Source organism: Haloarchaeobius marinus, assembly GCF_051207415.1.
Classification (GTDB): Archaea; Halobacteriota; Halobacteria; order Halobacteriales; family Natrialbaceae; genus Haloarchaeobius.
In genome coordinates, this window is sequence record NZ_JBPKGD010000001.1 from 1,153,396 (window position 1) to 1,167,393 (window position 13,998).

A 13,998-nucleotide genomic window follows, 5' to 3' on the forward strand; every position below is an offset into this window, starting at 1 on the left:
AGATAGAGGTGCTGACGCGGGAAAAGGACTGGTATGGGCACCAGTCGATTACCAGAACGCGTTGTACGCTACAGCAATCGTCCTCGTCGTATCGTTCGTCGGTGACATTCGGTCGTCCTGGCGTGGGCCGCTTCGCTACGTCTCGAAGCGTCTGGAACTCTCTCGGAAGTTCATCGGCACCGTCTGTCCCTACTCGAACGCTCCGAGATCCTTCTCGAATCGCATCGTATACCTGTTCCAGAATGCGTCGAGCGGGATACGAATCGGTCGTCGAGTCTATCTCGAAGGACGCCTCGTAGTGGAACCCGGAAGGGAATCGTTCTTTCGATCCGGGACGATCTTCGCCCCCTCGAACTCCCCGGTTCGAACAGCAGTAAGAATGCGCTCGGGGTCGGTTCCATCGAGGACGACCGTGTCGCATTGTGCCCGTTGAAGCATCTTCGCAGCCTGGAGGTCTATCGGTACACTGCTTCCAGCGGTCATGTCGGTATCGAGAATGAGAGAGACCAGCTGACTCGGAGCCAGTTCGTCGAACGGTTCTGCGTCCGGGCAGGTGTTCGGATCAGCACTAAACACGCCTGGTGTGCTCGTCGCATAGATGAGACGCTCTGCGTCCACGTATTCGGCGAGGATGGCGCTCACTGTGTCAGTCGTCTGGGCCGGTGCTGTTCCACCCATGACGACGATTTCGTCACGGCGGAGCGCCCTGTCCGCCGCTTCGAAATCCCTCGCTGGCGCCAGGGTGGCATCATCCCCGATCGCCGCGATGAGCAGTCGAGCGTTGAGCCGAGTGACGGCGATACCGATCTGATCTAACTCGATTTCGTTCGCTCCAAGGGCCCGAGCCACGTCGATGTACTCACGCGCGGGGGTACCACCCCCGGTGACGACGCAGATTTCGTGCGCTTCAGCGAGTGTCGTGACGACGTCGGCGTACGCTTCCAACTGCCGCGGACTCGGTTCTGGTACGAGTACGCTTCCGCCGATGGAGGGAACGATACGCATTCTGCTAGACTGTAGGGTAGCGGCACTACGATAGGGCTCGTCCTGCACTCGGGAGACTGATAACTCGCAGAGAACGGAATCGCACGCACCGGCGAACGCGTTGGAACCGAGCTGACGACCCCGACTTCGATCCGTCGAGCCGCAGTCCAGCGGTTCAGCGTGAATTCGGTCGAACTCGCCCCGCTCCATTCTACAGTTGATCCAGACGCGTTAGACGCGTTCGTCCGCGTTCGTAACGGAACGACCGGAGACATCAACGTCTCATTCACGCACGAGGACCACGCGATAACCGTGTCCAGCTACGGTGTGGTCACTATTACACCGGAACACGAACCGAATGCGGAGGAACAGGAGAGAGCCACGGGAATACGACTTCCGAGGAGACACCGCTAACGTCGAAGGCGGAGTTGAATGGGGAGCTTAAAGCGCTCCTTCGCAGGGCCTACGAGAATGGAATCGACGTGGAGGGTGGATTCGAATGTCGGAATGGAGTCGAGCATCCCGACCGGGACGTAATCGTCACTGAAGTCGAAAAGAACGAGCATTCGGAGTGACCACCTTCGAGGGCGACTGAATCCGTAACAGGTGAATGGCGCCGAGAACATCCGGCAGAACGTAGCTCCGAGTCTCGCCTGCGATGGGGGAGAGAGGAGTATCGACCGGTTGGCACAGCCATCGGTGTACTCGTTCGAAAGGGAAATCGGTGCGTTCGCACCGCGAGAACAGGTCACGCCGCAAACCACGATATCCCAGCGCCGGTCGGGAATCCTCGTCCATCGGGGCGCGGAGGCTGTCGATGCGGTCGGGTACTCCTCCGTCTGGTGGCTTCCTGTGTGAGCCGTCGATGCCCGCCAGTCGACCCCGTCGCCGCACACGTGGCCTCGAACTACGAGTGCCCGCCAGTAACGTCCCCCGACGAGTAGCTGAACCCTCCGTGGACTCAGGCCCCGGCGAAACCACCGTCGTCGGACGAACGGCCCGGAAAGGTATATGAGCGATAGACCCCTAGCGTGGCCAACCGACGATACGAAATGAGTGATTACCAGTCAGGCCCCGGTTTTCGGGGCGAACGGCAGTCCGGTGTGAACACTCCCCGACTGCTACCTTCGCGAGTACCGATGGGTAGTGGTAGCCAGTGAGCGGGAAGATAGTCGTCGCTGGGGACGCACACCTCGGTGCAGAACACGCCGACGTGGCAGCGTTCAACGACTTCCTCGAGTCTCGATACCGACGACGGGACGAACTGCAGTCGCTCGTCCTGCTCGGGGACGTCTGGGACATGATCCGACGCGACCCGTTCGGGTGCGCCTGGGAGACGAGTGAGACGATAACGCAGATCAAACGCCTCGCGGACGAGATCCCCGTCTACTTCGTCTTCGGGAACCACGACACGCACCTCCGTCACCTCGACTCGGCGTTCTACGACGTGCAGTTCCACGACGACCTCGTCATGGAGAGCGGTGACACCAGCATCCGATTTTGCCACGGGAAGTCGTTCGACAGGCTCCAGTTCGACGCGCTCTCGAACCACCTCTCCGGGCCGGGCGACCGGGGCGACATCGACCCGACCAACGGGTTGAAGGACCCGATCGTCGCGAAGGGTCGTGACATCGTCCAGACGCAGAAACGTCGCCTCCGTAGTACCTACGAGAGCCTGCGGTCCGGTGACGCCGCCGACGTGACCCCGCATCCGCGGAGAGAGCAGCGAGCACACGCGTACCTGGAACGGATCCCGGAGGACAAACTCGTCTACGGACACACCCACAACCCGTACGTCCACCCGGACAACGTCGCAGCCAACCCGGGGTCGTGGAAATCGACGGCCCCCGTCCACAACACGTACCTCGTGATCGAGAACGGAGACCTGGCGCTGTACCGTCACAGCGACGGTGACGACGACGAACTGGTCGACCCGGTGGCGATGGACGACGGACCCGCCACCGAAGCGGGACGACCCGAGGGTTCGACTGCGAGCTGACGGTTCGCTACCACGAACGCTGATGGTCGACGCTGTCTGAGGAATCGACTCATCGACGGTGCGCCGATGGTTCCGCGTCAGTCTGCTTCGGACGTAGTGGGTGCCGGCGCGACCGGCGGCGAGCACCACTGCGAGTCCCGTGGGGCGCAATCCGGACCGCCCCCGGCCGGACGGACTGCCCGCGAACAGAGCTCCGGGACGCACTGATGGCGGTCCCCCTGTGTACCGACGCTGACCGCTACGAGAACACGTCTGGAGAGGTACTGACAAGGGCGAGGGACGGTATCGGTACTGTATGACAACGTGGGACGAACGGTTTCGTACCGGCGAGTACCCGTCTGAGCTGGATCCATCGCCAGTGCTGCGCGAGTACACTGACGAGACGTCCGACGGACGGGCTCTCGACGTCGCCTGTGGCACGGGACGCAACGCGGTCTTCCTCGCCGACCGGGGCTACGAGGTGGATGCGCTCGACCAGTCGATAGAGGGGCTCCGTATCACCAGAGCGAATGCGGCGGAGCAGGACGTCGCCGACGAGCTCAATCTGATACAGACGGACGCGACCCAGTTCGTCTATCCGGAGGCGCATTACGACGTGGTGACGGTCAGCTTCTTCCGGACGCTCGACCGACTGAACGACATCAAGGCGGCGCTGAAACCGAAAGGGCTGTTGTTCTACCAGCATCACCTCCGTTCGGAGCCACCGGCAGAGGTAGGGCCGAGTACGGACCGGCACCGGTTCTGCTCGAACGAACTGCTCCACGCCTGTCTCGACCTGACCGTCCTGTACTACGAGGAGTCGAGCGAGCGGCGGGACGGGAAACGCTCGGCGACCGTCGAACTCGTCGCTCGCAACAGCCACGGCGGAACCCAATCCTACCCGGAAACACAGTGGCCGCCCGTGTGACAAGTGCCAGTTCGGTCAGGGTCGGTGGACCGCACGACCGATACGTGTCCTGTATCTGAACACTGCCCCGTCCGGGAGGGTCAATTTTAATCGTCGTCGTGCCGTACAACACTGGGATGGTCGACCACGAGGTGTTCGACAACCGGTTCACTGGGCGGTTGGTCGCTGAGGCCGTTCTCAAGCTGTTCGACGGGGACGGAACCATCTACCTGGCGACGGGGTACCTCACGTGGTCCGGGTATCTCACCATCCGTGACCGTCTTCAGGAGTTTCTCGCACGGTCGCCCACCAACCGGGTCGTCATCATCGTCTCGACCGGGGCAGACCAGTTCTCGCGCATGGTCGCGAACACCATCTGGGACCTCGACATCGACGACCGGATCCGACTGTTGACCTACAGGGACGGGTTCGTCCACCCGAAGCTCTACCTCCGTGACGGCGACGACCCGGCGTTCGTCATGGGGTCTGCGAATCTCACGTGGGACGGGCTCGGGAAGAACCTCGAGCTCGCGTGGTACTATTCGCCGGACAGTCCAGACGACCCGGTCTTTCAAACCCACCTGGCGTGGATGACCCTGTTCGTCAACGAGTGCAGTCCGATAACGCCGGCCGACCTCACGCGGCGCGCTCGGCTCCGTAAGACGGTCGATACCTGGTCGTCCAAGGGGCGCATCAACCTGCCGACGATGATCAGGGGTGCACTGCCCTACGGTCGTCGAACTACCCCGGGGGAAACGTCGCTCCCGTTCGAGAAGGAACCCTGAGAAACAGGGGTGGTCGAATCGGGCCGCGACCGCTCCGATGGTCGTAATCGGCGTTCAGCCCGCAGAACCGTCCAGAACGAGTCTCGGCGTCGCAGGTTCGCTGACAGACATTCATAATCGGCTCTCGGGCCCGCAAGGTGGCGAAACCGTGGCTTCTGCGGTGGTGATTACGAGACGTCGAGTCGACTGGAACAGCCCACTCGAACTGCCGGAACGGCCGACAGGCGCGCTGCGCCAGCTCCCTGTCGAATCCACACTTCCGGCTCGACGGTGGAACCCCGTTCGTCGACCAGCGAAACCGAAAGACGTGAACCGATCATGAAGATTCGAACGGGGCGATTCGGCGGCCACAGTCGCCGGAGCCGTAGCGACCATGCGCCCGGTTCCCTGCTTCGACGACGACCGAACCACGGTTTCCTAGTCGACTCACACTTGGCGGGTCACACTTCCCCTTGCGGAGGACGACCCCGATTATGAACCCGTTCAGAGAGCCGTACAGAGCAGGCCGCCGGGTTTCGTTCAGTAATACCGATTCTGAAGATCGGAGTTCGTCGGGTCCGGCCGGGAGTCCGGTCCCCCACTACCATCGGAGGTGTGGGTCTACTGGCCGAAGGCCGACCGAGTCCGAGAACCGTGAAGATGCGTTTCCTCCATCCGATCGCTCGTCGATGGAGGCGGTCACTTCACTCGAACATCTCCAGTGGAACGATCGCCCCGATGTCGTTGTTCGTGGTGTTGTCGACGAACGTCGCGATGTCGGACTGGGGCGGGGAGTCGATGATGTTCGTCAGGTTCCTCCCGCCCGGGATCTCGACGGGCCTGCCTCGTGCCTTTTCGACGACGAGGTTGGGAACGCCCCGTCGACGGGTCTGTTCGAACGAGATGTCGGTGCCTGCTCGTTCCATCGCGGTGGTGTTTACGAACAGGATGTCCGCGTCCGCGAGGTTGACGACGTCGTCAGTGGACTTGCCCTCGAAGAGGTACACCGAGCCGCCCTGTCCTGCACCAATGTCACTGCTGGGGACACCGACGACGAGGTCGGTGGATCCGGAGCCAGTGATGTTGGCCTCGAAGACGACCCACCCGGGGCGGTCTTCGGCGGCCACACCAGCCGAGGGGAGCGGTTGAACCAGCGTCTCGAAGTCGTTCGGTTGGTCTTCGACGCGGAAGATGCCCCAGAAGCCACCCTCGAGACGCCGGCGTTCCTTGAGTTCGCCGTAGAGGAAGTCACCGGTTTTCTCGGCGGGTCCACCGGCCCCACCGAGCAGGTCCAGGCGTCCGGACTTGCCGACGGTGAATTTGTCGTCGACACCGATGACCGGTGATTCCGGCACACCGGTGAACCGTCGCCACTGGTGGTCCGAGAGGTGGAACGAGAGCCCACGAGCCTTGTCGGCCGTCTTCCCGACGAGGAACTTGACGGGGTCGCCGAGCAGGGCGTTGAGGAGCGGTGTCGCTGGGTCGCCGTGGGTCTCGGAGTCGAAGACGAGATGCTGTGCGGGGTCGTTGAGCTCGAATCGACGGATGAACGGCTCTGTCCGGTTGTTGATGGCCGGGTATCCTTGGTCTTCGCGGTCACCGATCTGGTTACAGGGTGCATCCGGGTTCTCGGTGTCTGGTCCCGGTGGCACCACGCAGTTATCTGGGTCGTCTTCGTTGACGATGAATCGTGCGTCGCTGAACGAGAGTGTGAACTCCCTGGCGTCCTCTTCGACGTCGGTGAGCATCGTACCGCTACCTGCGGGCAGTGGTTCAGCGGTCCGCGTGTCGAGCCACGTGGCGTCCTGGGGTTCGACGACCAGTCCGCCGAACGAACCGTGGTGGCGGTGACTCCGGACGTCTGCCATGTCCCACAGCACGACGAACTCGAATTCGTCCTGCGCGTACCACCGGTACGTGATGGTCTCGCCGGGGGCGACCGTCTGGTCGAAGTTGAACCCGACGGTCGTTCCGTCCGACCCGTTCGTGTCGTGAACGACGCGCTGGGCGTGGAGGGAAATGCGGTTGGAGGCCTCCCAGTCCTGCTCGACCCGCATCAGGGGATGGGCGTGGTCGTTGTCGAAGTCTTCGAGGTCGTTCGTCAGGTTGATCTCGATGCAGTCGCCCTGGTTCGCCCGGATAACCAGCGGTTCGGCAGGCCGATCCCCGTTCTTGATGTCCTCGACGTGGTCGTCGAGCGCGTAGACGATGCCGTGGGGATCGACGTCGCCGTACTCGTTGAACTCGATCTCGGTCTGGAACGCGGTGACGTCGAACCGCCGAACGTCGGCATCGTCCGGACAGGGGTCGCCCGGGTCACGGGCCTGTGGCGGGATTTCACCGACGTTCCGGTTCTGACGGGCGTCTTTGTCCGGCGGGAACTCTCTGTCGTCGTTCTGGTCGTACAGCAACAGCGCCCGCTGGCCGAGTCGGTTGAGCCGACCGAGTCCGACGAACGGTGCGAAGTGACCCATACGCAGCAGGTCACCTGGGGTGATCGGTCTGCGGTCCGTCCCCTGACCTCCATCGGGTCCCCTGTTCTCTCCGGGTGGTCCTCGGTCTGGGAGCGGTTCGAGGTGCGGCGTCCGGGCGCCGAAGACGCGGTGGATTCCCCACATGCCCGTCCAGAGGTCGTCGACGACGCTGGACCCGTAGAGGTGGTCACGGATCGGCAGTCCGAACGGGTTGTCCTGTTGTTCGAACTCCTGTTCGTTCGGGTCGATGTGGAACGTGAACTGCTCGGAGGTGCCGATGATCTGCGAGACCGTGTCCTGTACGGCGAGACCCTCCGGTTCGAACGGGCGGCCGTGCAAGTGGAAGTTGTGCTGTTCCTCCCAGACGCCTTGCAGCAACCGGATTCGAACCGGGTCGTTCGAGTACGCTTCGAGCGTCGGAGTCGGGGGGTCACCGTGGACCGCGGAACTGAACGTGTACGCCGGGTCCTCGTCGTCGCGGTGGTAGAGCGGTGCGTTCCGGAGGTTGATGCCCATCGTGCCGGCGTTCTCGTTGTGCTCGAACTCGGGGTTCACGAACTGTCCGTCGCGGTCGCGGAGTTGGGCGAAGTCCTGCAGGTGGAGACAGAACTCCCGGAAGTCGTTCTGGTCGTCAGGCGTCTCGATGATGGCCTGGGCTCCGCTGCGGATGGGGTCGCCCGAGTACGGGTCGAGGTACTCCGACCCCTCTGGCTCCACGATGAGGGCACAGAACTCGCCGTGCATCGAGTCGTCGATGCCGAAGATGTGGTCGTGGAAGAAGATGGGTCCCTCCTCGTCGGCGTACCACCGGTACGTGCGCTGGCCCCCCGGTTCGGTGTCCTGGTCGTAGTTGTACCCCATCGCGAGTGAGTCGGACCCGAGAAGGTCGAAGCTGACGAAGTGGGGATGGACCGATACCGGCGCGCTCGTCTCGTTCTTGACGGTGACATCGACGCAGTCACCGACGTTGGCGCGGATGAACAGCGGTTCGGGGTTGAGTTCGCCGTTGCGGACCGCCTCGGCGTCCTCTTCCAGCACGTAGATGATGCCGTCGGGGTCGTGATCACCCTCGTCGTTGTAGACGATGTTGGCAGGGAGGACGACGATGGTGTACTCCTTCACCGGCGCGTCGTCGCCGGCCGGGGGGCCGCCGAACTCGGTGTTGTCCACGAACGGGTCGCAGGGGTCGGCGTACGGTGCCCCCGGAACGATGTCGCCGAGCGCCTCCTGCTCTTCGGCAGTGGGTTGCCGGCCGTCCTCGAGTGGGTTCTCTCCGGTCGCGAGGGGGCTATCCGGTGGCGGACTGCCCACGTTCCCGGGTACGAAATCCGGGAAGCCCGGGATGTCTGACTCCTCCGGCAGGATGCCCTCCCGGAACGGTACCTCGTCTGGGACGGGATCCTCGGCGATGGTCGTACTCGGTAGCGGTTCGAGTCCGCAGATCTCCTTGTCGAAGATACGGAACCCGCTCCACATGCCTTCGCCGTAGTGGGGGAAGAGATGGCAGTGGAAGATGTTGTCACCGGCAGTGCCGTGTGCACCGCCTGCACCGATCTCGAACGCTTCCTCGAAGGTCATGTCGGGACGGACCGTCTGGATGGGCCCGGAGGCTGCAGACCCCTGTGCTGCACCGTGTCCCGCGGTGAAGTAGACGGGGTAGGTCGCACCCAATCCGAGCGTCTGGGAGTCGATGGTGTCCGAATCCGACCGCGTCGGGACCGTCTTCCAGCGGTGAGCGTGGAGGTGATGGACGTGGTTCTCCTCTGTCGAGGCCCCGACCGCGACGAACTTCATCGGATCGCCCTTGTAGACCGGGTACATGGTGTCCCCGCCGCCGGGGTCACCGTTTACCCACGAGTTGTAGAAGAACTCCTTCAGGATGTCGGGGTCGAGACCGAGTTCGTCGGCTCGCTCCTGTGCGACTCGCTGGCCCGTCGGGTCCGCCCGGTAATTGATCGAGTGGGTGGTCTGTGGCGTGTCCGATTGTGGGAACGTGATGTCCGGTTGGATTCCCTCTGGGGTGTGGTAATGGACGACGATCTCCCGGTAGCTCGTCCCGAGGAACTCGGGGTCGTGGATGTCCGCCTGGACGCCGCTACGGAGTTCCTCCCCGGTGAAGGGGTCGGTCCAGGTCGCACCCGGTGGTTCGACCATCATCGTTCCGAACAGCCCCCGCGAGAGGAGGTTGGCTACCTGTGGTGGCTGGTCCGCGCTGTCCATCGCGGGGTTCGCGAGGTCGTAGAAGAAGTGCCCACCCTGGTGGCTGGCGTACCACCGGTACGTGGTCGATTCACCGGGAGCGACCGTCGTGTCGGGATTGTTCCCGACCTTCGCGCCGTCGGAGTCTCCGACGTCGTACGGGAGTCCGGTCTGGTGGATGGATGCCCGCCGGTCGAGGTCGTTGTGGAACTCGATCTCGACGACGTCCCCCTCGTTGGCCCGGATGACGAGTGGCTGCAGGACCGAGGTATCCGGCCCGTCGTCCACGCGGCCCGGAGTCGAGGTCCTGGACCCGTCGAGGTCGATATGTTCGGAATCGATACACTCGTCTCCTCCATCTCCATCGACGCTGGAATAGAAGTCGACGCGTTGTTCGTCTCCGTCGACCGCCTCGTACCCGTCGTTGGGGAGCGTTCCGGACGCCTCGTTCGCGGCGTCGAGGTCTTCTTCGAGGACGTACATCGTCCCCTTCGGCTGGTGCAGGCCGAACTGGTTGAAGGGGATGTCGACCTCGATGGCGTGGACCGTGTATTCTCGAACCTGACCATTCTCGTCGGGTTCGTTCGGAACCTGGGTCGTCCCCTGGCCGGAATCGGCAAATGCTCCGTTCGGAAGGGTCCCCAACCCGGTCGCGAGCGTTCCAGTGCCAGCGAGAACGGACCGACGTGAGGAAACGAAGGTACCCGTGTCGGCGGCCTCGTCTGCAGCGCTTGCGTCGTCCGTCCCTGCGTCATCTGCCCCGTTTTGAGACATGATGCCAAAGGTTGCTATCCTGGAAATTTGTAATAGATATCGTACCACCAGTTGTAATGATATAGTTACTATCTATCCTCAGTAGGGTTGTTGTACGGGGGAGATTCCCGTTCTCCCTGGGCGGGTCTGTCGTCTGTCGAGACCGGGTCGTCCTCGACTGGGACGTGACTGTGGACGGTCACGCGTAGCCAGTCCCGTTCCAGCAGATACCGGTATACTTCTCGTGCGACGAGATGATAATGTTTTTACAGTAACGGCGGAATCTCCAATCGCGATGTATAAACGGAAGACGAGTTCGACGCAAGCCGTGCTGGCGGTTTTCCTGCTGGTGGTCGCATCCACCGGCGGCACCGTCACAGCACTGACCGGAACAGACGCGAGTTCGACGAGCCTGCAGACGGGGCAACTGGACATCGAGATGTCTGGGGGTAGTACGACGATGGACCAGCCACACATCTCGGCCCCACCGGTGTTCTATGCGAACCAGACCGTCACGTTCGCCAACGGCACGAACTACCGCCTCGTCCTGACGAACGAGGACACCGGCGAGTCTGCCACGCTCCGGGTCGATGGGAACGTCACCGTCGACCCGGAGACCGCGGGCGGGAGAGTCACGGTACGGACACACGACCCGTACGGAACCGCTCTCTCCGAGCCCGCGTTGCGGCCGTGGGGCGGTGACTCTGTCCCGGTCACGGTGACCAACGGGTCGATATCGTCGGCGACCGGGCTGACCAACTACAGCGTCGCGCTGCACAATGCGAGTACCGGCGACGTGGTCGCCCAGGCGGCACCGCGCTCGTACGTCCTCGGGTATACCGGCCTACTCTCTGCCGACGGCACCTCCGGCGTGGTCGACCTCTCCCTCCCACGTGACGTTCTGCCGACGGAGGCGAACGCGACGGTGACCGTCTACAACGCGAGCCAGGACTACTGGCGGGACAACACCACGAAGGTCGAGAAACCCATCACGTACGACGCATCGGCCGACGCGTTCACCACGACGCTCGACACCACGCAACTCCCCGATGGGGTCTACAACTGGCGGGTCGACTTCGACCTCCCGGGGAACGGGACGTTCCAGCAATCGAGCGAGTACGGCAGCGGCGTCTCCCCGTTCGAGTTCCAGAACGACGGGAACGACACTACTTCGTCGAACGCGACGGTCGCGCTGGAGAGTTCGACGCTGCCCCTCGACAGCACGACGACCCTCGACCTGACGCTCTCCGACGCGCCGGAGGGCGTCTCCGGTTACGAGATAACGATCAAGCGAAGCAACCGGAGCGTTCTCGACATCACCAACGCCACGTTCCCCGAGGGCTGGGCACTGACCGACACCTCTTACGACTCGGCCACGGGACTGACCGTGAAAGCCGCCGACCTGAACGGCACCGTCGAACCTGGGGCGACGAACGTCTCGCTCGCGACGTTCGAGGTGCGTGGTGCCGCCGACGGTGAGACCAACATCTCGGTCACCGTCGAGGCGCTCGACGACGACTCTGGCGACGTCATCGCGGCCGACACCGTCGACAGCCACGTCGAGGTCGACGCCGTCGTCCAGGTCTGCGACGGTTGTGGGACGCCCACCGACCCCGACGGGGACGGTGACTACGAGGACGTGAACGGGAACGGCCGCCTCGACTTCGACGACGTGGTCGTCCTCTCGAACAACCTCGATGCGACCACGATAACGGACTACACGAACGCTTTCGACTTCAACTCGAACGGTCAGATCGATCCGGACGACGTCACCACCCTCTTCGACGAGCGGTGACGCCGTAGCCACGCCGGAATCAGATTCCGGCACAGGTTTCGACCCGACTGTGGTACCGGCGAGAGACGTGGCGACCGGTCCACGAGTTCGCGATGACGCTATCCGCCAGACACGAGTCGCGCACCGACTGGTCAGGGACGCCACCGGACCCTGCCCCGGGACCCATGCAGTCCACGATAGCCCCTGGTGGGACCCGGCCACGTCGACGCCCACGATAGCAATCCCACGGTGACACTCACTGACAGCCATCGACGGGGCAGCTCGTCCGGTCGCCGTGGTTTCACTGTGACGGGGGAGCGGATGAACGTTAACTCGCTGGCACTGCAACTAGGACCATGTCGCGATACGAGGCTTCTTTCGAGATAGACTCGAGAACAGATTCGCACGCCGTCCGGACCATGCTGGAGCAAGTGTACGACACGGTTCGAGAAGAGTCACGGAGCGTCCGGGAGGGTTCGGACGACGCAAGTCAACTCCTTCAAGAGTTCAAAGCGCTCCGAGACGCAGCGAAGCGTCCGTCGCCAGGGAAACTGACGATCTCCTACGAGCAATACGACGACGGATTCGACGAGTGAACTCCTCCACCGACTCGGACCCGGTCGTCGAGACACAGCAGTCGAGGGGGCCGCACTCGACGTTCGCCAGCGGGGGCGGCAGACACGGTCCTCGATAGCCCGCGGCTACGCGGTGAGGACACCAGTCTCGACTGCTGACCACGACTGGCGGACGTGGGCGACGTTCAGGACGAGGTCGACACGACAACACGCGAGTCCCGTGGACGCGTCGGGGACTCACTCCTCTGTCGAGACGATCGACTGGGCATCGCACTCCGGACACTGGTCGTGTTGGGCGTGAAAGCGGGCTTCACACGCCTGACACTGGTAGGTTGCGTCCTCCTTGGCGACCTCTGTAGCCGTCTGCTTGAACTGTTCGACCTGCCTTCCGACCTTGCTGAAAAATCCCATCGGACACTAACTGGTGGGCGTCGAGAGGGATAAGCGTTCGCTGGACCGTCGACCGAACGCGGTGCAGAACCACCTCGCAATAGACCTCGAAGCACTCACCGGGCCAGTCCGCGAGCAGACCGAAAAACCACTCGACAACCCGTTCACGCGATGCAGTTACAACGACCGAACGGAGGGTCGCCGGCCAGGGAGGACGATACCAGGGTTACACACCGTATACTGAAGCCACTGTGAGGGGACAAGTTGCCTGATGCCCACCACGAGCGTGGTAATACCGACGTACAATCGATGTGGCTCGATTGAGCGTGCTATCTCGAGTGTACTCTCCCAGACGGTGGACGATTTCGAGATAATCGTCGTCGACGACGGGTCCGACGACGATACCGTCGCTGTCGTGGAATCGTACGCGGACGACCGGGTCCAGCTCGTCCGCCACGAGCAGAACCGGGGAGCGAACGCGGCCAGGAACAGTGGGGTCAAGCACGCGTCGGGGGAGTACATCTCCTTTCTGGACTCCGACGACGAACTCCACCCAGAACATCTTGCCAGGGTGAGAGACAGGTTAGCGGAGAGCACCGACCAGTGCGTGGGAGCGTTCACCTCGTTCGAGCGACTGATCGATGGAACGGTCGCTGGTATCTCTCGTGCGCCCGATGCAGAGGTCGGAGTCGACTACCTCTCCGATGGGAACGCCATCGGGACGCTGTCCTGTACGACGTTCGAGTCACAGCTACTCGAAGCGGGAGGGTGGTTCGACGAACAGTTGCTCGCTTCTCAGGACCTCGACTTCTACCTCCGCGTACTGGAGTCCAATACGATGGTTGGAATCGACGAGGTCCTCGTCTCGAAACACGTGTTCGACGAGAACATCGGAAGCTGCTATCGACGGAAGCGACAGGGGTTCGACAGGGTTCTGGAGAAACACGAGGAGAAACTCTCGAACGCGTACATCTCCCATCAGTACAGGGTCCTCGGTCGGTTACAGGCCCAGAAGGGCAACATGCTTCCGGCCAGGACTCTCTTCCGCAAGTCGATGGCCGAGAATCGCTACAACCTCGGCTCGGCCTGCCTCTATCTCCTGTCGTTCCTGGGGCGGGACACGCTGACCTACGGGGTGTCGAAAGCGCGTCGTGGGAGGCGCGTTTTCGACCGGCTATTTGGGTGAGCACCGCTCGGGGG

At 62.9% G+C, this 13,998-nt stretch carries 10 protein-coding genes and 1 pseudogene; 8 read left to right on the forward strand and 3 right to left on the reverse strand.

From position 1 onward, the window contains the following. Nucleotides 1-276: 276 nt before the first annotated feature. Entirely contained in the window at nucleotides 277-1,005 is a 729-nt protein-coding gene (gene pyrH / locus ACSC1W_RS05745; RefSeq protein ID WP_435345933.1) for a UMP kinase, read from the reverse strand. A gap of 159 nt (nucleotides 1,006-1,164) precedes the next feature. On the opposite strand from pyrH, the gene ACSC1W_RS05750 reads away from it, so the two are divergent. The 5 genes and pseudogenes from ACSC1W_RS05750 (at nucleotide 1,165) to ACSC1W_RS05770 (ending at nucleotide 4,654) form a co-directional block, all read left to right on the forward strand. Beyond that, a complete protein-coding gene (locus ACSC1W_RS05750; protein WP_435345934.1) occupies nucleotides 1,165-1,398 on the forward strand; it encodes a HalOD1 output domain-containing protein in 234 nt (77 codons plus the stop codon). Nucleotides 1,399-1,590: 192 nt separating this feature from the next. Continuing rightward, nucleotides 1,591-1,737, forward strand: a pseudogene (locus tag ACSC1W_RS05755) (RNA-guided endonuclease TnpB family protein); the annotation flags it as partial. Between the two features lie 403 nt (nucleotides 1,738-2,140). Further along, on the forward strand, nucleotides 2,141-2,983 hold the full coding sequence (locus ACSC1W_RS05760) for a metallophosphoesterase (protein WP_435345935.1): 843 nt from the start codon (nucleotides 2,141-2,143) through the stop codon (nucleotides 2,981-2,983). Nucleotides 2,984-3,278: 295 nt separating this feature from the next. Beyond that, nucleotides 3,279-3,890: a class I SAM-dependent methyltransferase gene (locus ACSC1W_RS05765; protein ID WP_435345936.1), complete on the forward strand. Its 612-nt coding sequence runs from the start codon at nucleotides 3,279-3,281 to the stop codon at nucleotides 3,888-3,890. Nucleotides 3,891-4,006: 116 nt separating this feature from the next. Then, nucleotides 4,007-4,654: a phospholipase D-like domain-containing protein gene (locus tag ACSC1W_RS05770; protein ID WP_435345938.1), complete on the forward strand. Its 648-nt coding sequence runs from the start codon at nucleotides 4,007-4,009 to the stop codon at nucleotides 4,652-4,654. 683 nt (nucleotides 4,655-5,337) lie between these two features. Here ACSC1W_RS05770 and ACSC1W_RS05775 read toward each other — a convergent pair. Further along, complete coding sequence (locus tag ACSC1W_RS05775) at nucleotides 5,338-10,080, reverse strand: multicopper oxidase domain-containing protein (protein ID WP_435345939.1); 4,743 nt, start codon at nucleotides 10,078-10,080, stop codon at nucleotides 5,338-5,340. Between the two features lie 274 nt (nucleotides 10,081-10,354). On the opposite strand from ACSC1W_RS05775, the gene ACSC1W_RS05780 reads away from it, so the two are divergent. Both ACSC1W_RS05780 and ACSC1W_RS05785 read left to right on the forward strand, forming a co-directional pair. Then, nucleotides 10,355-11,854 carry a hypothetical protein gene (locus ACSC1W_RS05780; RefSeq protein ID WP_435345941.1) on the forward strand — a complete coding sequence of 500 codons (1,500 nt, stop codon included), beginning with the start codon at nucleotides 10,355-10,357 and terminating at the stop codon, nucleotides 11,852-11,854. Between the two features lie 335 nt (nucleotides 11,855-12,189). Next, nucleotides 12,190-12,429 carry a hypothetical protein gene (locus tag ACSC1W_RS05785; RefSeq protein WP_435345942.1) on the forward strand — a complete coding sequence of 80 codons (240 nt, stop codon included), beginning with the start codon at nucleotides 12,190-12,192 and terminating at the stop codon, nucleotides 12,427-12,429. 216 nt (nucleotides 12,430-12,645) lie between these two features. Here the strand turns inward: ACSC1W_RS05785 and ACSC1W_RS05790 are convergent, their stop codons facing one another. After that, a complete protein-coding gene (locus ACSC1W_RS05790; RefSeq protein WP_435345944.1) occupies nucleotides 12,646-12,819 on the reverse strand; it encodes a hypothetical protein in 174 nt (57 codons plus the stop codon). A 250-nt stretch (nucleotides 12,820-13,069) separates the two neighbouring features. Here ACSC1W_RS05790 and ACSC1W_RS05795 point away from each other — a divergent pair, with 250 nt between their 5' ends. Further along, the gene (locus ACSC1W_RS05795; protein WP_435345946.1) at nucleotides 13,070-13,984 is read left to right on the forward strand and encodes a glycosyltransferase family 2 protein; all 915 of its coding nucleotides are present in this window, start codon (nucleotides 13,070-13,072) and stop codon (nucleotides 13,982-13,984) included. Nucleotides 13,985-13,998 lie beyond the last annotated feature (14 nt).